20 protein-coding genes and 1 pseudogene are annotated in these 20,263 nt (G+C 36.7%); 7 read left to right on the top strand and 14 right to left on the bottom strand.

All coding sequences use genetic code 11. The features are described 5' to 3' along the window. Nucleotides 1-10: 10 nt before the first annotated feature. The 4 genes from OZX56_RS03050 to OZX56_RS03035 are packed head-to-tail and all read right to left on the bottom strand — an operon-like array spanning nt 11 to nt 2,957. Nucleotides 11-331, bottom strand: coding sequence for a thioredoxin family protein (locus tag OZX56_RS03050; protein ID WP_277140133.1), 321 nt, complete (start codon nt 329-331; stop codon nt 11-13). A gap of 30 nt (nt 332-361) precedes the next feature. Then, the gene (gene trmB / locus OZX56_RS03045; protein WP_277140132.1) at nt 362-1,021 is read right to left on the bottom strand and encodes a tRNA (guanosine(46)-N7)-methyltransferase TrmB; all 660 of its coding nucleotides are present in this window, start codon (nt 1,019-1,021) and stop codon (nt 362-364) included. Beyond that, entirely contained in the window at nt 1,022-2,224 is a 1,203-nt protein-coding gene (locus OZX56_RS03040; protein ID WP_277140131.1) for an ABC transporter permease, read from the bottom strand. Next, the gene (locus tag OZX56_RS03035) at nt 2,217-2,957 is read right to left on the bottom strand and encodes an ABC transporter ATP-binding protein (protein WP_277140130.1); all 741 of its coding nucleotides are present in this window, start codon (nt 2,955-2,957) and stop codon (nt 2,217-2,219) included. Before OZX56_RS03035 ends, OZX56_RS03040 begins: the two co-directional genes overlap by 8 nt. Nucleotides 2,958-3,044: 87 nt before the next feature. Between OZX56_RS03035 and OZX56_RS03030 the strand changes: the two genes are divergently transcribed. The 3 genes from OZX56_RS03030 to OZX56_RS03020 all read left to right on the top strand — a co-directional run bounded on the left by OZX56_RS03030 (nt 3,045) and on the right by OZX56_RS03020 (nt 4,829). Then, the gene (locus OZX56_RS03030) at nt 3,045-3,476 is read left to right on the top strand and encodes an HIT family protein (protein WP_277140129.1); all 432 of its coding nucleotides are present in this window, start codon (nt 3,045-3,047) and stop codon (nt 3,474-3,476) included. A 6-nt stretch (nt 3,477-3,482) separates the two neighbouring features. Then, nucleotides 3,483-3,791 (top strand): hypothetical protein, encoded by a 309-nt coding sequence (locus OZX56_RS03025; RefSeq protein ID WP_277140128.1) that lies wholly within the window; start codon nt 3,483-3,485, stop codon nt 3,789-3,791. A gap of 138 nt (nt 3,792-3,929) precedes the next feature. Next, nucleotides 3,930-4,829, top strand: coding sequence for a peptidylprolyl isomerase PrsA (locus tag OZX56_RS03020; RefSeq protein WP_277140127.1), 900 nt, complete (start codon nt 3,930-3,932; stop codon nt 4,827-4,829). Nucleotides 4,830-4,882: 53 nt separating this feature from the next. Here the strand turns inward: OZX56_RS03020 and OZX56_RS03015 are convergent, their stop codons facing one another. From OZX56_RS03015 to OZX56_RS02995, 5 genes are read right to left on the bottom strand one after another with little or no spacing between them, the layout of a single operon-like run. Beyond that, a complete protein-coding gene (locus tag OZX56_RS03015; RefSeq protein ID WP_277126719.1) occupies nt 4,883-5,860 on the bottom strand; it encodes an HD domain-containing protein in 978 nt (325 codons plus the stop codon). Then, nucleotides 5,853-8,351, bottom strand: a complete 2,499-nt coding sequence (locus OZX56_RS03010; RefSeq protein ID WP_277140126.1) for an AAA family ATPase — start codon at nt 8,349-8,351, stop codon at nt 5,853-5,855. The genes OZX56_RS03015 and OZX56_RS03010 overlap by 8 nt, the downstream gene beginning before the upstream one ends. Next, nucleotides 8,338-9,549: a DNA repair exonuclease gene (locus OZX56_RS03005; RefSeq protein WP_277140125.1), complete on the bottom strand. Its 1,212-nt coding sequence runs from the start codon at nt 9,547-9,549 to the stop codon at nt 8,338-8,340. The genes OZX56_RS03010 and OZX56_RS03005 overlap by 14 nt, the downstream gene beginning before the upstream one ends. An 8-nt stretch (nt 9,550-9,557) precedes the next feature. Next, on the bottom strand, nt 9,558-9,908 hold the full coding sequence (locus OZX56_RS03000) for a YlbF family regulator (protein WP_277126722.1): 351 nt from the start codon (nt 9,906-9,908) through the stop codon (nt 9,558-9,560). Nucleotides 9,909-9,922: 14 nt separating this feature from the next. Next, on the bottom strand, nt 9,923-11,980 hold the full coding sequence (locus tag OZX56_RS02995; RefSeq protein ID WP_277140124.1) for a PBP1A family penicillin-binding protein: 2,058 nt from the start codon (nt 11,978-11,980) through the stop codon (nt 9,923-9,925). Nucleotides 11,981-12,066: 86 nt separating this feature from the next. On the opposite strand from OZX56_RS02995, the gene OZX56_RS02990 reads away from it, so the two are divergent. The 3 genes from OZX56_RS02990 (at nt 12,067) to OZX56_RS02980 (ending at nt 13,881) form a co-directional block, all read left to right on the top strand. After that, nucleotides 12,067-12,927 carry an RluA family pseudouridine synthase gene (locus tag OZX56_RS02990; RefSeq protein WP_277140123.1) on the top strand — a complete coding sequence of 287 codons (861 nt, stop codon included), beginning with the start codon at nt 12,067-12,069 and terminating at the stop codon, nt 12,925-12,927. Between the two features lie 151 nt (nt 12,928-13,078). Next, a complete protein-coding gene (locus tag OZX56_RS02985; RefSeq protein ID WP_277140122.1) occupies nt 13,079-13,465 on the top strand; it encodes a hypothetical protein in 387 nt (128 codons plus the stop codon). Continuing rightward, nucleotides 13,360-13,881 (top strand): Fic family protein, encoded by a 522-nt coding sequence (locus OZX56_RS02980; RefSeq protein WP_277140344.1) that lies wholly within the window; start codon nt 13,360-13,362, stop codon nt 13,879-13,881. Before OZX56_RS02985 ends, OZX56_RS02980 begins: the two co-directional genes overlap by 106 nt. Before the next feature lie 48 nt (nt 13,882-13,929). On the opposite strand, the pseudogene OZX56_RS02975 reads toward OZX56_RS02980, so the two are convergent. The 4 genes and pseudogenes from OZX56_RS02975 to argS all read right to left on the bottom strand — a co-directional run. Then, a pseudogene (locus OZX56_RS02975) lies at nt 13,930-14,151 on the bottom strand (ATP-binding cassette domain-containing protein); the annotation flags it as partial. 59 nt (nt 14,152-14,210) lie between these two features. Further along, nucleotides 14,211-14,672: a hypothetical protein gene (locus OZX56_RS02970; RefSeq protein ID WP_277140121.1), complete on the bottom strand. Its 462-nt coding sequence runs from the start codon at nt 14,670-14,672 to the stop codon at nt 14,211-14,213. Nucleotides 14,673-14,845: 173 nt separating this feature from the next. Then, nucleotides 14,846-15,760 (bottom strand): class II fructose-1,6-bisphosphate aldolase, encoded by a 915-nt coding sequence (gene fba, locus OZX56_RS02965; RefSeq protein ID WP_277126730.1) that lies wholly within the window; start codon nt 15,758-15,760, stop codon nt 14,846-14,848. A gap of 104 nt (nt 15,761-15,864) precedes the next feature. After that, on the bottom strand, nt 15,865-17,547 hold the full coding sequence (gene argS / locus OZX56_RS02960; protein WP_277126731.1) for an arginine--tRNA ligase: 1,683 nt from the start codon (nt 17,545-17,547) through the stop codon (nt 15,865-15,867). A 351-nt stretch (nt 17,548-17,898) separates the two neighbouring features. Between argS and OZX56_RS02955 the strand changes: the two genes are divergently transcribed. Further along, nucleotides 17,899-19,155: a hypothetical protein gene (locus OZX56_RS02955; protein ID WP_277140120.1), complete on the top strand. Its 1,257-nt coding sequence runs from the start codon at nt 17,899-17,901 to the stop codon at nt 19,153-19,155. Nucleotides 19,156-19,243: 88 nt separating this feature from the next. Here OZX56_RS02955 and OZX56_RS02950 read toward each other — a convergent pair whose 3' ends face one another. Then, the gene (locus tag OZX56_RS02950; RefSeq protein WP_277140119.1) at nt 19,244-20,254 is read right to left on the bottom strand and encodes a helveticin J family class III bacteriocin; all 1,011 of its coding nucleotides are present in this window, start codon (nt 20,252-20,254) and stop codon (nt 19,244-19,246) included. Between the last annotated feature and the right edge of the window lie 9 nt (nt 20,255-20,263).

Here is a 20,263-nt window from a genome sequence, read left to right as displayed (position 1 = left end):
ATCTCCTTCACTAATCTAGGGATCGCAAAAACTGCTCTACTTCATCCTTAGTCTTACGGTTCTTATTAACTAGTCTACCAATTTCTTTACCATCTTGGTAGACAACAAATGATGGAATTCCCATAATATTTAAATCCTTAGCCAAGTCAATACAACCATCTCGATCGATTTGATAAAACTTGCTCTTATCAAAATCTGCTTCAATTTCTGGTAAAAAGGGATCTAAAAACCGACAATCAGGACACCAATCTGCCGAAAATTCCAATACTGTTCGCCCATTTTGGGTAATTTCAGCTAATTTTGCTTGAGTTAATTCTTTAATTTGTTCCATCACTGAACTCCTTTGATTTAATAATAATTATTATTTTACCTCAAAATCTGCATGAACAGCATAAATTGGATTGCCCTTTGCAGCAAATTTGTGCTCATATTCAGTTTCAACATTTGTTTTAGCAAATTCTGATTGTTCATGATGCAAATCAACTGACACAAAGTCGAAATTCATGCCATAGTTATTCATACTCTTTAGCGAATAAGCAAATAACCCCGCATTGTCAGTTTTAAATTCAAGCTGGCCACTTGGCTGTAATACTTCTTGATATTTCTTTAAAAAAGTATGGTAAGTTAGTCGCCGCTTTTCATGACGAGCCTTAGGCCAAGGATCACTAAAGTTAAGATAAATCACATTGGTACTGGCAGGTGCAAAAAAGCAATTAATATTAGCCGCATCAGCACAAAGAATTTGCAAATTAGTCAGCCCTTTTGCAAGTTTAGTCCGTAAAATCATCCCTGCTGCAGTCATTTGTAACTCTAAAGCGATAAAGTTCTTTTCAGGATGCTGCTGAGCCAGAGTTGTAATAAATTGCCCTTTCCCTGATCCAACCTCTATTTCAAGTGGCTTAGAAAAATCGCTAAATCGTTTTGTCCAGTCAATTTTGCGTTTTGGATCAGGTCGATCAAGCACACTTTCTGGATGCTCAGCAACTAATTTAGTTGCCCAAGGCTTATTACGTAATCTCATCTATGAAATCTTCCTCTTCTTAATTTTATATGGTAAATAAATCCGCGTGATGCATAAGCTAAATACTAATAATATTCCAATGGCTATCCACAATTGCCCATTAATCGGTAAAATGAGCAACCAAAATAGACTAACAATTAACCATTGCAATAACAAGCCAAAAGTTAAGACCGCAATCAAATCTTGACCACGCTTACCCCGATCTATTGGATATACACGATACATTAAGTTATCGTCAAATTCTTCAGCCATCGGCAATAATTGGTAGACTGTTAAAAAAATTACCAAGCACGCTAAACCAAGTGCCCATGATGTCTCCTGAACCAGCCAAGAAATTAAAACAGCAAACATTGTCATTCTAACTAATAAGTTCAAGTTTTCCGGATTACGTAAAAGAGAGCGTCGATATAAAAATTTATTCGGATTTTCCTTAGATAATGATTTAGGTAACAAAAAATCCAAATATTTACGCCGTTTAATGCTAACCCGCTTTTCTTTGACATCGGTAAACATACTAAAGGCAGTATAGACACGATTTTTCCGCTTGTTTTCCTGATTAACTGCGTATTGCCAATCAAACAATTTAGTCGCAGTTGGTTTTGCATGCAACAGTACCACCGCAGCTAGCAATAAAACAGTCACTACCACCATACTAATTGGTAGCCACGTTCCAATTACAAAAATTAGCAAAAAAGCCAAATTAAGCCAGTTTAAGTTAAGCTTTTTCCCAAAATAAAGATTACACTGACTTAATTGCAACTGGATTACCTTACTAGCCAACACAGCTATCAAGGAAATGCCATACATTAATGGGCTAATCTCGGCCTTAATTGTAGCAAAGGGAAATAAAATTCCGGCAATTACTACAATCATAAAGGTTGGAAATAGCAAACTATAATAAAACATTGGCTTTAGATACTCAAGCATCTGTTCATCTTGAGGCAACAAAAATTGTAAATCTGCTCTATCAATTAGGGTAACCAAATTGCCAATTAGTAGTGGCAGCCACAAAATAGCACCTACTAGCGGACGATAAAACCACAATCCTTGTGGCATAGTCTTCATACTCTGGGCATACCAAAACATTAACGCACCAAACAAGAAAATCAAGGCCAAGACAAAAAAATCATTAAAAACCAAAGTCAAATACTTAAGTGATTTGCGGAAATTTTTTTGCAGTCGTTTATTCGCTAACTCACGCATGCTGTTGCTCCTGATTTAAAATCTGATAAAGCTTATCAAAAGCGTCAGTCGGTTTTAACCCATAATGCGTCCGAATTTCACCAAGACTGCCAATAATTTCAATTGTGCCATTATTTAAAACCGCATAATTGGAAATTGCTTGTTGCGCATCAGCCAACACGTGAGTAGTCATTAAGACCATTTTACCTTGACTAATAGCCTGCTTAATTAAATCAATCAGGTTCGCAACTGCCAAGGGATCAAGCCCAGTGAATGGCTCATCAATCACTAATAGATCAGTCTGCGGCAAAAAAGCCGTCACGATCATCACTTTTTGTTGCATGCCTTTAGAAAAATGAATTGGCAACCAATCCATTTTATTGTCCAAACGAAACATCTTCAATAGCTCGTCAGCCCTGCTCCATGCTGCTTGCTCATCGAGTTGATAACTTAACATTGTTAACTCAAGATGTTCTTTTAACGTTAATTCTGGATACAAAACTGGTGTCTCTGGAATATAAGCCAATTTTTGCTTGAAAGCCGTTGGTTGCGCCGCTAAGCTTATTCCGTTCAAACTGATCGTACCCTTTTGCGGTCTTAACAAGCCTAAAATATGCTTAATTGTCGTTGATTTCCCAGCACCATTAAGGCCAATTAGCCCTAAGGCTTGGCCCGGCTTTATTTCTAAGTTAACCTCTTTAATAACTGGTACTCCAGTATACCCACCAGTTAGGTGCTCAATTTTTAGAACCATATTTCCTGTCTTTCTTTTAATGAATTTACTCAATTTATATGATAGCATGATATTAAAAGAAACTAAATTTTGAAAAGAGGTTTTAATATGAATGAATTAGACAAAGATTGTTTATTTTGTAAAATTATTCGCGGCGAAGTAGCTAGTTATACCGTTTTTGAAAACGAAGACGTCAAGGCATACTTAGATATTTCACAAGTAAATCCGGGACATACACTGCTAATTCCTAAAAAGCACATAACTAACTTTTTTGATTACAGCGCTGAGGATGCTCAACAATATCTGCAATACATTCCAGTAGTTGCCAATGCTATCAAGAATTTTGATCCTAAAATTACAGGGATGAACGTTACTACTAATAATGGCGAAAGTGCTGGGCAAGTGGTAATGCACTCACATATTCACTTTATTCCACGCTTTGCAGGTGATGGACTAAATAATCAAACACGCAACAACGCAGATAACTACGAACCAGCAGATTATCAAAAAATTGCTGACACGATTAAAGCGCAATTTTAAGGGAAAATGATGAAACACTTTAGTCTAGGAGTAATTTTAGGAGCTGTTATTGGCGCGGGACTTTCGCTAGTACCTGATAAACAAGGAACCCGCCTGGGTAAACACTGCAAAAAAAGTATTATACAAACCACGCAGGACTTTTCCAATCTTTCTTCAGCAATTACGGATGTTAAACAAGCAAAAGCTGAACTAACTAATACTTTGCCTCAAGCCAAAAAAACAGTTACTGAACTCCAAAATGATTTAGAATATTATCAATTGAACATAGACAGACAATTAACTGAGATAAAATCGGAAATTAATCAGCTAAAGTAATTGTAAAACTGTTTAAAAATAGTAAAGAATGTGTGATTTTTCTGTGAAAATCGCTAAATACAAAATCTTATTAAGCAATTTGTGTTATATTAATGGACAGTGATTTAAATTTGTTAAGGATGTGGAGAATTTAATCTTATGAATAAATATATTAAAAAAATTGCTGCAGTTGTTGCTGTAGCTGGTATTGCATTGTCAACTGCTGCTTGTTCTAATGGCGGCAAGACCGTTGCCTCATACAAAGGTGGCAAGATCACTCAAGACGATTACTACAAAGAAATGAAGAAGTCTCAGGCTGGTCAAACTGCTTTAGCTAACATGATTATTAATCACGTTTTAGATGAACAATATGGTAATAAAGTTCCTAAGAACAAAGTTAATAAACAATTTAATAATTACAAAAAGCAATACGGTTCTCAATTCAGTGCCGTTTTACAACAAAACGGTATGACTGAAGATGGTTTTAAAGATAACCTCAAGACTACTTTGCTTTCTGAAGCTGCTCTTAAAGACATCAAGAAGATTTCCAAGAGTCAAGAACAAAAAGCTTGGAAGTCATACCAACCTAAAGTTACTGTGCAACACATTTTAGTTTCTAAGAAATCCAAAGCTCAAGACATTATCAACCAATTAGATAATGGTAAGAGTTTTAAGAGCTTGGCTAAGAAATATTCACTAGATCCTGGTACCAAGGATAAGGCTGGTAAATTACCTGCTTTTGATTCTACCGATTCTAGCCTTGATCCAGCTTTTAAGAACGCCGCTTTTAAACTTAAGACCGGTCAAACCACTAGTAGTCCAGTTAAATCACAATCTGGCTACCATGTAATCAGAATGATCAAACATCCAGCTAAGGGATCATTTGCTTCACACAAGAAGGAAATTGATAACGAAATTTATCAATCCATGTCCCAAGATCAAGAAACTATGCATGATGTCATTGCTAAGGTCTTGAAGAAGGCAGATGTTTCCATCAAGGATGACGACTTGAAGAACGTATTATCTTCATACATTCCAAAAGCAAAAGATAAAAAATAATACTAAATTTTAAATAAGTAAAAAAGAAGTTCCATCTGGAGCTTCTTTTTTGATTATTCTAATTTATGTGAATTACTCAATGCTTCATCAATCTTAGGACGATAGAACTTTCGCCCACCCTGACTCATAATATTATTAGTAAAATGCCCTGGCTTAGTATTCTGCAAGGCATTGGTTATGGCGTAAACGGCAGCATCAAGATCATCAATGCGGTGCAGTAATTCAGCTTCTAAAGTTGCCGGCAATTTAGGAGACCCATATTCATACTTACCATGATGCGACAACACTAAATGCCGTAACATCAACAAATCTTCAGATTCGGTATCAATCTTTAATTCACTAGCGGCCAGCATAATCTGTTCATCAATCAAAACCAGATGACCGATTAAATTGCCTTCTGCAGTATATTGGGTTGCCGCCGGTCCAGTTAATTCTAAAACCTTACCCATATCATGCAAAATACACCCAGCATAAAGCAATGACCGATTAACCTGAGGATAATTATCAGCAATTGCCTTGGCATCACGCAACATCGAAAGTGTATGGTAGGCTAAGCCCCCACGAACAGCATGATGGTTACTTTTACCAGCTGGATAATCAAAGAAACGTTTATCCCACTTTTTTAGTAAGTAACATACGATCTGATTCCAAGTTGGATTCAGAACCTCAAGAACATACTGATTAATTTCATCTTTCATGTTCGAAATTTCTTCCGGAGCAGCCTTAATAAATTGATTAAGGTCATATCCCTCCTCAGGCCCGACCACTCTTAAACTATAAATCTTAATCTGTGGTTGATCTTGATACTCTTCACGCTTACCATTTAATTCGACCAACGTGCCATCATTATAAGTAGCCGCATCCCGTTCACTAGCATCCCATAGATTACCACGTATCTCGCCAGAACTATCTCCAAAAGACATAGCCAAATATAGCTTGCCTTTCTTAGTATGACGCAGTTGCGAATTCTTAATTAAAACTACCAACTCCAGCTCTTCACTATCATTGTAATCCAGTAAACGTTTAAACATTTTCTGTCCCTTTCGTAAAAGTTAGTGGCTGAAGTTGCAATTGCTTCGCCACCTTAGTTTGCGCCGTAAAGATTAAAACTTGATTATTCCGAGCAATTTGCTCCAATAATTGCTCAATCTGCTTGGTTCTTTGCTCATCAAAATTAACAAAGGAATCATCAATTAAAATTGGTAAATTAATTTGATCCTTAATCTGTTCAGTAAATGCTAATTTTAAGGCAAAGTAGAGTTGTTCTTGGGTTCCACGCGATAAATATTGGACACCAATATTTTTGCCATCATTCCGTGTAACCGCTATTTTTTTAGAAAACTCAATATTATTATACCGATTTTGCGTTAATAAGCGCAAATATTCCTTAGCAGCAATAATCATTTTCGGAAATCGCTCATTGGAAGCTAAATCCAGTGCTCGATTAATCCACTTAGCAGCCGACAAATTAGCTAGATATTCTCTACTCAAGCGTTGAAATTCTGTTTTAGTATTTGCCAATTGCTGTTTAGCAGAAAAAACAGCTGTCGAATTAGCCAGATTGGTCATCTTAACCTTAGTTTCAGCGATCTTTGCTTGCTGTTGGCCTAATTCTTTTTGTACAACAATAAACTTATGGTTTAAATCTGCTTGCCTAGCAGCTATTACTGTCTGATTTTGCGCCAAATGTTCTAATTGGTCTAAATCAGAGCCTAAATTAGCTGTTAAAGCAGCAATTTCAGTCTTAATAGTAGCTTGATTTTGTACTTGCTGCTGCAATTGATCATATTCAGCTAGATCCTTAACATTCGCCTGTGCAAAATTAGTCTGCAATTTTAATTCTGCTTCATGCAAAGCAGCCTGACTTTCAGCTAAATTGGCTGCTAGACTTGCCTTAGTTGCTTGCTGTTTTTGACTCTTAGCTACTAACTCTTCTACTTGGGCAAAAGCTGTTAAAACTGCCGTAAAACTAGCCGCTACCCGCTGTCCTAATAATGCACTCACTTGCTGAGCAAGTGAAGCTACTTGAGTATCTATTTCTTGCATGTGTTGCAGATTGCTTTGCTCATTTTGCTTTTGTAACTGATACTGGCGCCAATCATTAAGCAAATTTGCTAGATCAACTTTGTTTGCATCTACATGATATTTTTGTAAAAAGTCTGCTTGCAACCGATCAAAATTAGCCTGTTGTTTTTTGTAAATCTGCTGCTCAACACGAAACTTTTTTTGTTGGTTTAATCCTAGCAAAATGCTAGCTCCACCAAATACTATTGCTAAAATTGCCCAAACTTTAGGCATGAACATTAATAATATAATCCCTAACGCGATTAAACCAGCCCCACCAAATAAGAGGTTTTTCCCCGTATCCTTAACAGCAGATTCACCTTTAACTTTCTCAGGGATCTTTTGATAATCTGCTTGCAAATTGTTAATTTGCTCTTGATCAAACTCTGCAACTGCTGCTAAGTCAGGATTTAAGGACAATAACTGCTGCTTAGACGTAGCTATTTCCGTTGCCTTTTGCTGACAGTTCCGATATTCAGATTGCCATTGCAATAATTCTGCTTTTTGTTGAAGTACTTTTGTGGCATCTTCAGCAAGTGGCTGTCCTTTAAGTTCATCCAAACGAGTTTGTACTGACTTAATTGACTGTTGTAAACTCTGTTGCTGCAAATATAATTTTTGCGTTGTTTGGTAGTTAGCTTGATCAAACTTAACTGCTTTGACCTGCTTTTTTAACTCCTGCAATTTTTGATAACTAGGCAATAATTTTTGTAATTGCTCAACTTTGCCTAATTCAGCTTGCAAATCGGCTAGTTGGGTTGAAGTCTTGTCCTGCAACTGTGTTTGCTCCGCAAGCTGTGCTTCAAGTCTTTGATAATCAGTAAATTCCTGCTCTGCTTGAGCAAGCTGGCCGCGATCTTGGCCTAGCTGCTTGAGCAATTGATTAATTGGTGGCTTACTGCCACCTTTTTTGAATAAGTCACTAGCTGCTTGAATAAAAATATTCCGCTGATCGATTAGTTGATCACTATTAGCAGCTCCTAAAAAATAAATTCGTTCTAGCAATTCATCTTGGCTGATATTAGTCACATTGGCTAGCATATCTTGATTAAAAATAAAGCTCTGTGCGTAAAAATCAGCATCGATATTTTTTAGTTGATCAAAAAACACACTTTCTGGAACTATCTGGTTGTCACGCTTAACTGTTAGAGTTCCTAATTTTGAACCTTTTCCACTAGCATACAAGCGTTCTAATTCATAATGGCTACCTTGCTCATCTTCAAAAAAGAGCGAGCCACCCATTGGACTAACTCTTGCCAAAGGCTTGTAATCTTCAAAAAATGGACCAGTTCTCTTAGATAAATGAAAGCCGAACATAATCTGCTTAATGAAGGCAACAATCGTACTCTTGCCTGCTTCATTAGCGCCAAAGAAAACATTAAGACCATGATGTGGCACGGCTAAAGTAAAATTCGAAAATTGACCAAAATTAACTATCTCGATTCTAATCAGTTTCATGCTCAATTCCTTTCAACCGCCGATTCAGCTCCACCTCAGTTAATTGCTGTACTTCCTGCTTAAACTGCGGATCTTCAGCTAGCTGCGCGGCATAATCATCTTTTTTCAGCCAATCTTTAGCTAATTCAGCAAATTCTTGATCTGTAAAAAGCTCTGTTTTTGCCTGCTCAAAATAAGGCCGATCACTTTCAGCAATTTCTAAATGTTCCGTAGTCACAAACCGCACATCGACTAACTGAGAGTTTGCTGTCAACTGCTGAGAAATCTGCTGCCAAAAACCACTATCTTGCATTAGTTCACGCTGTGCATCGGTTAAAAAATCAGCACCAATAATTTTCAAACTGTAATACGTTGCTACTTGTGGATGTAATTTAGCTAAAATTTGCTCTTGTAGGTCATTAAGACTAACTTCGCTACTTAATTCAATTTTAGTCTGCTCCCAAGTAATCGGACTAGTCGGCACAAACGTGATAGAAGTTTGTCTAGTAGCTTCATTGATTTCTCCTAAATAACATCCCTTAGCACCAAGCTCATTAATATGTCGACCCTGAATATTACCTGAATAGACAATCAGCGGATTCTCAGATAAAACTTGTCGCAAATGAATGTGACCCAAAGCAAAATAGTCATAATTCAAATTTTTTAGATCACTTGACCTAAAAGGAGCATAAACATTTTGATTGCTTTGACCGGCTTTTTCCTGTGCATGCATCAATCCAAAAGTGTACTGACTACTTTTAGCTGGAAATTGTTCTAACATATCAGTTGTAATGTGATTATTAAGATATGAAAAGCCGTTAACCGCATAGTTAAAGCCAGTCTTAGTCTGGCAAGTAATAGTTTCCACCTGCTCGCGATTGCCTAATAGCTTAAAATATGGACTATCTGGTATTAACAAATCACTTTCCTGCATATGATCATGATTTCCAAAAATCATCACTACTTGAATTTCAGCTGCAGTCAATCGACTAATTTCTTGAGCAAAAAACAACTGACTACTCGGATCAGGTCTAGCACTATCAAAAGTGTCGCCAGCGATCAGCACTAAATCAACTTGCTCTGCTAATGCCAAGTCAACAATCTTAGTCAACGACTCATTAGGTGCCTGACGAATCTGTGAAAATTGCTCAGATGGCAAAAAAGATAGCCCCAAAAATGGACTATCTAAATGTGCATCTGCTAAATGAATAAATTTCATTGTTATAATTATTTTCTAAGATCATTATATAGATCATTAATTGGCTTAGTCAGTGTCTTTTGAACGTCATCAATTATCTTATACAATCCTTGCTCTGCTTGCAAAAGCTTCATAATTGTAGCATCTTTTTGCACTTTTTCATCCAATTTTTGGTACTTGTCTTGCAGCTCTTGTGATAACTCTTCACCTTGAGCCTGAGCATTCATAATTTGTGATTGGATCTGATCCATTTCCTTAAACAATGCTAGGCTAGTTGCGTTCTGCTTAACGTCATCAAGTGCAGCCGACAAAGCCTTATATTCATCAATCTCTTGTATGTTAGCAGCTAATTCATTAGCTGAATCATAAATATTTACCATAAAGTCCTCCTTAATTAATGTCCTAAAAAACCTTTGAAATCATTATACCATTCATTAAACTTTTCACCCGCAGATTCTATCCCTTTTTCAATTTTTTCGCCTAGGCCACCAGTCCAATCTTTGCCAGAACCATTATGCTTGATAATTTGTCCAGGTGCCTTTTCACTAAACTGATTTTGCGCGGTATATGGCAAAATTCCTTCCATCTCAGCTTTATAGAGTTTAGTAATACCAGTTTCAGAGATGCCATGCATATAATGCTCACGATTAGTCCGATCAAAACCAACCCACGTAGCAACCACAACATCTGGTGTATAGCCAACAATCCACTGATCTTTGGTTCCAAAGCCATACGAATTAGGAACTTCAGTTGAACCAGTCTTACCTGCTACCCGATAACCTGCTGGTTGGGCCGCAGTCCCCGTACCATTATTAAAAACGCCTAGCAACATGGTCGTCATTTCTTTAGCAGTATTATTCGAAACAACTCGGTGAGTTCCCGGATCATGATTTTCAGCTAAGACATTACCACTAGCATCAGTTACCTTGGTAATAAAATAAGAATTGTCAGGTAAATTACCTTTATTGGCAAAGGCAGAATAAGCACGTGCCATCTGCAGCGGTGAAACACCGCTGGATAGTCCACCTAAAGCTAATGCTAAGTTTTGATCTTCTTTTGGTACCTTTAGCCCAAAGTTCTTGGCGGACTCAACCCCTTTAGCAACTCCTATTTTGTCTAATAACCAGACTGCTGGAACATTTTTACTTTGAGCTAAAGCCGAATACATGGGAATCTTGTCAGAATAAGCATTATCAACGTTATGTGGTTCATAATTGTTCTTACCAAACTGCTGTAATTTATTGGACAGCGGCGAATCATAATGATAACCAGCTTGCAGTGCAGGTGCATATGAAACCAGTGGCTTAATTGATGAACCAGGTTGACGTTTCATTTGAGTGGCGCGATTATAACCACGAAAAATATGCTTACCGCGACCACCAATCACCGCACGCACAGCTCCAGACCCCGGATCCATCACCACGCTAGCACCTTGAGTTTGAGTACCATCAGCAGCTGATTGTGGAAATAGCCAATCTTGTTTAAATTTTTCTTGTAATTGGCCTTGATAGTCCTGGTTTAAAGTTGTGTAAATCTTTAGGCCCTTATTCATTACGTCTTCTTCTTTTAGTCCATAACGACTAATCGCTTCATCAACCACAGCATCAAAGAAATAAGGATATCGGTAACCATTCTGATTATGATAAGTATCTTGTAAAGTAAGCCCCTGGCTTTTAGCGCTTTTAGCTTGCGCATTTGATAACTTATGATTGCTAACCATTAAGTCCAAAATCAGATTGCGCCGCGATAAAGCATACGACATATGATCAATCGGATTATATTGGCTAGGGTTACGCAAAATTCCAGCCAAAGTTGCGCCTTCACTGGCAGTTAATTGACTTGCATTCTTACCAAAGTATTTTTTACTAGCATCTTGAACGCCCCAAACCCCGTTACCAAAATAAGAATTATTTAAGTACATAGTTAGCACGTCTTTTTTGGAATAAACATGATTAATCTCGACTGAAAAAAATAACTCTTCTAATTTCCGTGAAAAAGTCTGCTTTTGCGTTAACAGGGCATTCTTAGCTAATTGTTGGGTAATGGTTGAACCACCACCCGAAATCTGACCGTGATGAATCACTAGCCCCAAAGCAGAACGAGCCATCCCTTTAATACTGAAACCAGGATTAGTCCAAAAAGTTCTATCTTCAGTTGAAATTACCGCATTCTTGACATTTGACGAAATTTGATTATATTCAACAAAGGAACCTTTTTGCGAATATAGCGAGCCGGCTTTTTGACCTTTAGCATCGTAAATCGTCGTCGTTGTTGACAAAGAGGCTTTCAAGTTAGCAATGTTGGAAGTCTTAACTTTGACAGTATAATACGAACAAATCAAAAAAGTTATGCTTAGCAAGATCAAAATGATCCAGCGACCAACGTAAAAGCGACGGTCAAATCGCTGCCACGCGGCACGAAACCCGTTTTTCTTTGGTTCATTATTGTCCATTGAATCTGCTCCTTTTAGAAACACCTAAAATTGTACCATATCTAAGAGGACTGGTTTATTTTACCAGAAATACTTAACAAATATTTATGAGCTATTATTTTACCCTTAATTATCCCAAAAATCTCAAACCGTGTTCGGTCAGCGATTTGTTAAAAGCATTATTAATTCCGCGCAAATGGCGCCACTACCTGCGCAGTGATCAAAAAGTGCTGATTAACGGTTGCTATCGGTCAGTTAATCAGTTGGTTTATCCTAATGACAAAATTGAACTGACATTAGATCGGGTTGAAAGTCGTCAAAGCAATTATCCATCAAGTAACAATTTGCCCGATATTATTTATGAAGACGCTAATCTATTAGTAATTAACAAGCCAGCTGGTCAAAAGACTCATCCCAATCAAGGTGAAACTAATACTGCATTAAATGACTGCGCTACTTATTTAGGTCAAAGTCCTTATATTGTCCACCGATTAGACATGTTAACTTCTGGTTTATTGTTAGTTGCCAAAAATCCAGCTGTGGTTCCGATTTTAAATCGTGAATTAACCACTAAAGTTTTTCAACGTGAATATTTAGCTACCATCGCGCATGCAGACAAGCTAGCTAGCACAGGTAGTATCAGACAACCATTAGGACATGACCCCCACGACCAACGTAAACGTATGGTGCGAGCTGATGGCTTAGCTGCAATTACGCATTACCAAGTTATCCGATACATGCCGGATAACACGGCTTTAGTTAAGCTTACTTTAGAAACGGGGCGTACTCATCAAATACGGGTTCATCTAGCTAGCCTTGGGTCTCCCATAGTTGGCGATCCTTTGTATAACTCAGAATATCAACAAGGTGAACTCTTACACCTAACAGCCTACCGAATGTCATTCATTAAGCCTTTTTCTTTTGATAAGGTTCAAATAGAGTTACCAAATGCAAAGCGGCGATTTTGATTAATGGCTATTCTGTGTAATAATCAACTTAATGCCATAATGACAAAACTATCACTAGATCTTACACTGATATATGGAGGACTAACATGGATTATCAAAAACGCTTAGCTACTCTTAGCGAGCTCAAAAAAAGTTAGACACATATCGCCCTTTGTCTCCATTAGAGATTAAACGACTAGAAAAAAATATTAGAATTGAACATGTTTGGTCATCAGCCGCAATTGAAGGTAACACCTTATCTGAGAATGAAACAGCCGCCATTATTGATAGCGGAATAGGAGCAACTATTCATGGTAAGACGATCAAAGAAACACTAGAGATACTTGACCTAAATCAAGCTTATAATTATATGGAGGATTTAGCTACACAAAAACAGGAAATTACTATCGCGGATATGAGAAACCTAAATCAGAAGCTGGTGCTTATCGGACAATTGAAGTATATCCTTATGGCTCAAATAAAAGACCCTATGCACTTCCATTTGAAATTCCAGAAAAGATGCAACAACTACAAAATTGGAGTAATCAAGCTAGAATAAGCTTGCATCCTGTTCAATATGCCACTGATTTACATCAAAAATTTGTTACTATCCACCCATTTAGGGATGGTAATGGTCGTACAGCAAGACTACTAATGAATCTAGTTTTAACCGAAAATGGCTATCCTGTTATCAACGTTAATCCATCAAAAAATGCTAGAGATAAGTACATGCAAGCTTTAGCCAGCGCAGAATCACCGGAAAATAATTCACAGCCATTTAGGGATTTAATTGCTGACTACGTTGAAAAAGAACTAAATAATAGAATTGACATCCTGCAATTAAACGAAAAATATACTAAAGAAGCTGAAGAATCATTTAAGGAAAGTAAAATTAATTGGGATAAACTAGAACAGGATGCCCGAGCAAAACTTAAAGCTCAAAAGTCAACTTCGAATTTAAAAGCAAAAGATTAAAAAAGCAGATACGCAAAATCAGCGTATCTGTTTTTTAATGGTCTTAACTTATTTAAGTGTAATTACTCGTTGACACTTTGCTGCCACATGATCATCATGAGTAACAACTACCACTGTTTTGCCAGAGTTATTAAGTTCCAGCAACAAATCAATGATTTCATCACGATTTTTACTATCTAAGGACCCAGTCGGTTCATCTGCTAAAACCAGTTCGCTGGGCTTAATCAGAGCGCGAGCTACTGCAACTCGCTGCTGTTGACCACCAGATAATCACCTAACAAAAAAGAACAGACCACTTAGTCTGTTCTTGAAACTATTTCATTATCTACTTATTTATAAAATTCGCCAGTTGATGGTGAATAATGCGCCTTGATTTTACGGTTAAAGTAATACGACGGAGTCAATCCCTTTTCTTTAATCACTAATGCCTTAATCTTTTTGTTATTATAAGCCATCGATTTGATTGACAAATACTGGCGATATTTCGGCATTTTTTTCCCTGGATAAATTAAGTACTTGTTCTTGTTATACTTACGCACAGTCACCTTGTGATAATACGGTTTGGTATCCGATGTATAAAAAGCTTCCTTATTTTTAGTATATTTCTGAATAGTATAGGAATCATCAGCATTATAACTATACCATGATCCACGAAACTTCTTAGGAACGGTATGACTAACCGTACTTTTGGCATTAACTGCTTGACTACTATTAGGAACAACCACTCCTAGACCAATTACTAAGCTAAGGCTAGCAATTACAATGGCTAAAATTCGCTTTTTTCTTTTCATAATACTCCTTAAATAACTAAAACAAATATAACTTATCTTTGCACATACTATAACTGTTGTCTACAAATATGATTATATCATTTATATCTAAGTACTAAAAGCAAATTTTGCAAAATAAAAAAGCCCACTTACTCTTTCAAATAACTAGACTTCCTTTATTATGCTTATTAATATTATTCTTCGTTCAATGAACTCTTGTCAAATGCTGCAGACTTAACCTTGTCATCAATTGATGGAGTACCAAGCCAGCCGATCATTTCCTTCATTGAATTAGTGATTGCTTCAGTACCTGGAAGCAACAATTTACGAGGATCATAGCCTTTACCAGCTTTATCTTCATCTTTGTGAGCTTCAAAGTATGCACGAGTAGCTTCTTGGAAAGCCAATTGGAATTCAGTGTTAATGTTAACCTTTGAAATACCAAGAGAAATAGCCTTCTTAACTTGTTCTTCAGGAATTCCTGAACCACCGTGAAGTACCAATGGTACGTCAACAGCATCAGCGATTTCTTTCAAACGATCAAAGTTAAGACCAGTCCAACCTTCTGGGTAAACTCCGTGGATATTACCAATACCACAAGCAAGTTTGTCAACACCAGCAGCAACGAAAGCCTTAGCATCTTCAACTGAAGCTAATTCTCCACCCTCACTACCTTGGTTTTCACCAATCTTACCAATTTCAGCTTCAACTGAAATGCCACGTTCATGAGCTAACTTCACGATTTCCTTAGTCTTAGCTAAGTTCTCTTCAGTTGAAAGTGCATGACCATCAAACATAACTGATGAATAGCCAAGTGCGATACATTCTTTAGCTGATTCAAAATCACCGTGGTCTAAGTTCAAAACAACAGGCACTGAAATGTTCATTGCGTCCATTTCGTCTTCAACTAAGTCCTTAACAACCTTGTAACCACCCATGTACTTAGCAGCTCCAGTTGAAACTTGAATTAATACTGGAGTTCTGGTTTCTTCGGCAGCTTGCAAAATTGCACGTGTCCATTCCAAGTTGTTAGTGTTATAAGCACCTACTGCATAATGGTTTTTACGAGCGTCTTTAAAGATTTGATTACCATTATCTAAATATGCCATTAAAAATACCTCCTATAAAACTTACAATAATATTGTACCGTATTAATTAAAAATTGAACAATCTTTTCTTCTGATGTAACCGCTGTTTTTAAAAATATTTACAATTACATTTCCTTAGGTGCATTTACCCCTAATAATCGCAATGCTTCGGTCAATACAATCGAAGTTGCTTCAACTAAAGCTAGACGTGCATTGATTTGCTCATCTTGGGTTAAAATCTTCACATTAGCGTAATATTTATTGAACTTCTTGGCCAAATCTAAAGCATACTTAGCAATAATTGACGGTTCAAATTTATCATTAGCACGAGCGATAATCCGTGGAAAATCAGCAATTGTCTTAGCAACACTAAAAGCCCAATCATCGCTTAAGGCAAGATCTGTCAAACTTGGTTCTTGTCCAATTTTAGCAGCCTTGCGCAAAACGCTTTGTGCCCGGGCATTGGTATATTGCACATAAGGACCAGTATCACCTTCAAAGCGCACTACTTCATCTAAGTCAAAGTCAAAATTATCAGTCCGGTTGTTCTTTAAATCATGAAAGATTACGGCACCAACACCAACATCATGGGCAACTTGTTCTTTATTAGCTAAGTCTGGGTTCTTCTGCTCAATTTGTTTTTGAGCCAAGTCAACTGCATCGTTTAACACCTGATCAAGAAAAACAACGTTACCCTTCCGAGTTGATAGCTTCTTGCCATTCTGCGTAATCAAACCAAATGGCACATGCGTAATTTCGTCTGACCAATCATAACCCATACGCTTCAAAACTGCCTTAAGTTCCACAAAGTGATTAGATTGTTCATTACCAACAACATAAAGCATCTTAACAAAATGATAATTATTCATTCGGTAAATCGCTGCTGCTAAATCTCGAGTCAAATAAATACTGGTACCATCGGATTTAACAATTAATGCTGGATTCTCTTCACCAATATCAACTACTTGAGCACCATTTGATTCATAAAGCAAACCTTTATCTTTCAATTCATCAATCACAGGCTGCATCTTATCATTAAAGAAGGCCTCGCCTTTATAAGAATCGAACTCCACCCCTAGTTGTTTATAAATCCGTTTAAAATCAGTTAGCGAAACATCTCGGAACCATTGCCATAGTTCAACTGCTTCAGAGTCCCCTTCTTCTAGCTTCTTAAACCAAGCACGCCCCTCATCATCAAGGCTTGGATCTTTTTCAGCTTCTTCATGGAATTTGACGTAATATTTAAACAAATTCATGATCGGGTCTTTTTTGACATCTGCCTCAACACCCCAGTGCTTATAAGCAGCAATTAGTTTACCAAATTGGGTACCATAATCGCCAATATAGTTGATCTTAATTGGGGTATAGCCAACCTTTTGCAAAGTTTTAGCAATTGAATTGCCAATCACTGTTGAGCGCAAATGTCCCATCGACATCGGCTTAGCAATGTTAGGACTAGACATATCAATTGGCACATTGCCTTCGCCTAACTTTTGATCACCATAATGCTCTTTTTGCGTCAAGACATCTTGCAGTGTCAGCGAGATCAGCTTTTCATGGTTAATTGAGAAGTTAACATATGGGCCTGCAGCCTTGATACTAGCAAAATCACTGCTAGTCAATTCCGACGCAATCGTTTGTGCAATTTCTGCTGGATTCTGATGCAAAACCTTAGCTAAGGCAAAAGCCGGAAAAGCATAATCCCCCATCTTTTCATTCTTTGGTCGCTCAATCAGCGAATCAATCTGTTCTTTGGGCAAATCCACTTTGCTAGCAATTAGCTCAACCACTTTATCCTTAAAATTCATCTTTAACCTCCTAAATGCAATAAAAAAGTCTCTTCCTACATTATCGTAAGAAGAGACGAGTTTTTACCCGCGGTACCACTCTTATTGATACAAAGTATCCGCTTATTAATTTACTAAGTTATCAGTTAGGCACGCCTTCAGCCAATTCTCTTACTTGCCTTTCACCAATTGCAAATTCGCTATCCAGAAAAATTGAATTACTACTCCTAACCCCTTTAAATCATGATTATAACAGGAAAATCGTAGTTAGCCAATCTTTTTACTGATTTATTCTGATTTCTTTTATCAAAAAAACAACGAGATAATTGTGGTATAACTAACTTAACAATTTATTGGGAAAGGATTTACATTATGAAAAAATCGAAATTTATCTCTTTACTAATCGCCTTTTGTGCATTATTTAGTATTCAAGTTAACATGCACCCAGTACAAGCCGCAACATATCATGTTGTTAAACAAAAGAACTATGCAAAAAATAAGCCTTATCATGCTAAAGACCCTGACAAAAGTGTCAAAATTTGGAATAAAAAACATACCAAGCCTATAAGTAACTTGCAAAATTATCCACACACAACTTGGTATGCTTCAGCTTCAGTTACTATGAAGCATGATTCGACTAAAGCTATTTATTATAAGGTTAAAAGCGGTAATAAGAGGCACTCTGGCTATGTCTGGCATGGCTATTTAACTAAGGGGAAATATGCAGCTACTAGCACCCCTACCACATCAGTATTATTTAATCCACTAAATCCAGAATATGGTATTCACACTAAAAATATTGATAACAACTTAAACAATTCGGTGATTAGCTTATTTCCTAATACAATTCATGACAAACAGACACAATTAGCTGCTGACCTTTTTGACAATAACATAATTGGAACCGAAAGTTGTGTATCAATAATTGTTAATGCAAAATATAACAATCACGATAACTTTAAAGACTTTATATATAAGCAACTACAAAAGGAATTAGCTAAAAATAATAAAGCTTTTACTGGCTTTAACGGCTTTAAGATCGGTGCTTATGTAAATCCAAAAAGTAAGAAAACTATCGTTATGTTAAAGTCACCTGGATCAATACCAACTAAATTATCGACCGTATTTTATGATCCCAAAAATTATTCTGGAGTTGTTAGTTCTGATTATATCGACACTGAGCGTAACAATGCTTTAATTAACCTCTTTCCTGGAACAGTAAAAAATGATCAAGTTCAATTGGCTGCCAATTTGTACCAATCATATTTTGATGTATCCGCTGACTATCCAGAACACTACGATGACATTTGCAAAGATATTCTTGGTAAAAATTATAAGAAAAAAGTGGTTTTTGTTAGGAGCATGTTAGGTTGGAAAAGTCCAACATACAGAAAAGGAAAAAGTGATGAAGAAATCTACGAAGCTGCTAAAAAAGAAATTGCAAAAGACTTAAAACGTCAGCATAAGAAATTCAACGACTTTAAAGGATATAAAATAGGTGCATACTTCTGTCCTAGCACTGAAGAAAATAACTATGGTGTTACCGAGATCGTCTTAGTTCCACCAACAGTTAAATTGCCAAATATTGGTAAATATACTTTTACAGTTGACGACGTTCCATTAGACTAAAATGTTAACTAAAGTCGATCCTAACATATAGTTAAATTCCCAGTTAGTGACCGATGGTATTCCTGCAAATAAGGTTGGACAACTTTAATTAGTACCAGTCAATTTGATAAATACGCTGCTTAGTTGTTCTTAGACGTTTACCTGTTTCAAAGTCCTTAGCCTTTTTATGATACGATACTGTTAAGTACAGAGTATTTGCATCAATAACTTGGATACTTTCAAATTCAGAAATGTACCCAAGTATATCCATGTTCTCGCTATCAAGATCAGCAAATTCCCATTGGGCTGTATCAGTAATACCCCAAGGAATTTTGACAATTTTTCTTGGCAACTGTTTTAGATTACCCTGTTTAGGAGATTTTTCACTAGAAATATAGATATTAAGGTTATCATCTATATCATAACCTTGAATTGAACCACCTTTTGGATCATGTTGAAGATTACCTAAAATATTGACAAAGTTATCAATTTTAAACGCAGATTGACATGATAAGTCCATAATTGGTACATCAGGAATAGGCTTGGGATTATTTGCTGCCTTGTCAAGAAAATTGTTAACTTCTGCTAAATTATAAATAGAAAAGTATCCAGTACCTGTAGTATCTACGCTTGCAATAAGCATATAGACATAATTAGGTGAAACAGCCGCCTCAACACGTTTCATATTTTTACCCAGATAATTGATGCCAAATTCTTTACCTGCACGATTAAGGTACGACAATCTTGGCATATCTGTATTGTAATAAATATGTGTAGTACCAGATGATGGAAATTTAACACGAGCAATTTGGGTATTCCAGTTTGCATTGTTAGGTTTGGTACCTACAAACCATGATTCTGGCTTATTAGCATATTCCCAAGTTTGTGTATGACCACCAGCATTATATCCCTTAGTTTTATCACCATGTAAAATTAATGCTGGCGTTTTATTAAAAATACCTGTTGCTCTAGAACCACAAATTACATATGTATCAGTTTGGCTATTACGAAGTTGCAAAGCATAAATATTATTCTGCGTTACGTTACCATTTTGAATTACAACTTTGTAAGCACCAGATAGATCTTTTAATAATGATACATTAGGGAATTTTTCCTGCATTTTTATCAG

The organism is Lactobacillus sp. ESL0684 (genome assembly GCF_029392675.1).
Taxonomy (GTDB): domain Bacteria; phylum Bacillota; class Bacilli; order Lactobacillales; family Lactobacillaceae; genus Lactobacillus.
This window is presented reverse-complemented; position numbering and strand designations above follow the sequence as displayed.

What these genes read in the sequence shown, in the direction of transcription:
- OZX56_RS03010 (WP_277140126.1), bottom strand. Translation starts at nt 8,351, where the DNA reads ATGAAACTGATTAGAATCGAGATAGTTAATTTTGGTCAATTTTCGAAT.
- trmB (WP_277140132.1), bottom strand. Translation starts at nt 1,021, where the DNA reads ATGAGATTACGTAATAAGCCTTGGGCAACTAAATTAGTTGCTGAGCAT.
- OZX56_RS02995 (WP_277140124.1), bottom strand. Translation starts at nt 11,980, where the DNA reads ATGGACAATAATGAACCAAAGAAAAACGGGTTTCGTGCCGCGTGGCAG.
- OZX56_RS03050 (WP_277140133.1), bottom strand. Translation starts at nt 331, where the DNA reads ATGGAACAAATTAAAGAATTAACTCAAGCAAAATTAGCTGAAATTACC.
- OZX56_RS02955 (WP_277140120.1), top strand. Translation starts at nt 17,899, where the DNA reads ATGAAAAAATCGAAATTTATCTCTTTACTAATCGCCTTTTGTGCATTA.
- OZX56_RS02990 (WP_277140123.1), top strand. Translation starts at nt 12,067, where the DNA reads ATGAGCTATTATTTTACCCTTAATTATCCCAAAAATCTCAAACCGTGT.
- fba (WP_277126730.1), bottom strand. Translation starts at nt 15,760, where the DNA reads ATGGCATATTTAGATAATGGTAATCAAATCTTTAAAGACGCTCGTAAA.
- OZX56_RS02970 (WP_277140121.1), bottom strand. Translation starts at nt 14,672, where the DNA reads ATGAAAAGAAAAAAGCGAATTTTAGCCATTGTAATTGCTAGCCTTAGC.
- argS (WP_277126731.1), bottom strand. Translation starts at nt 17,547, where the DNA reads ATGAATTTTAAGGATAAAGTGGTTGAGCTAATTGCTAGCAAAGTGGAT.
- OZX56_RS03020 (WP_277140127.1), top strand. Translation starts at nt 3,930, where the DNA reads ATGAATAAATATATTAAAAAAATTGCTGCAGTTGTTGCTGTAGCTGGT.
- OZX56_RS03005 (WP_277140125.1), bottom strand. Translation starts at nt 9,549, where the DNA reads ATGAAATTTATTCATTTAGCAGATGCACATTTAGATAGTCCATTTTTG.
- OZX56_RS03035 (WP_277140130.1), bottom strand. Translation starts at nt 2,957, where the DNA reads ATGGTTCTAAAAATTGAGCACCTAACTGGTGGGTATACTGGAGTACCA.
- OZX56_RS03030 (WP_277140129.1), top strand. Translation starts at nt 3,045, where the DNA reads ATGAATGAATTAGACAAAGATTGTTTATTTTGTAAAATTATTCGCGGC.
- OZX56_RS03025 (WP_277140128.1), top strand. Translation starts at nt 3,483, where the DNA reads ATGATGAAACACTTTAGTCTAGGAGTAATTTTAGGAGCTGTTATTGGC.
- OZX56_RS03000 (WP_277126722.1), bottom strand. Translation starts at nt 9,908, where the DNA reads ATGGTAAATATTTATGATTCAGCTAATGAATTAGCTGCTAACATACAA.
- OZX56_RS02950 (WP_277140119.1), bottom strand. Translation starts at nt 20,254, where the DNA reads ATGCAGGAAAAATTCCCTAATGTATCATTATTAAAAGATCTATCTGGT.
- OZX56_RS03040 (WP_277140131.1), bottom strand. Translation starts at nt 2,224, where the DNA reads ATGCGTGAGTTAGCGAATAAACGACTGCAAAAAAATTTCCGCAAATCA.
- OZX56_RS03015 (WP_277126719.1), bottom strand. Translation starts at nt 5,860, where the DNA reads ATGTTTAAACGTTTACTGGATTACAATGATAGTGAAGAGCTGGAGTTG.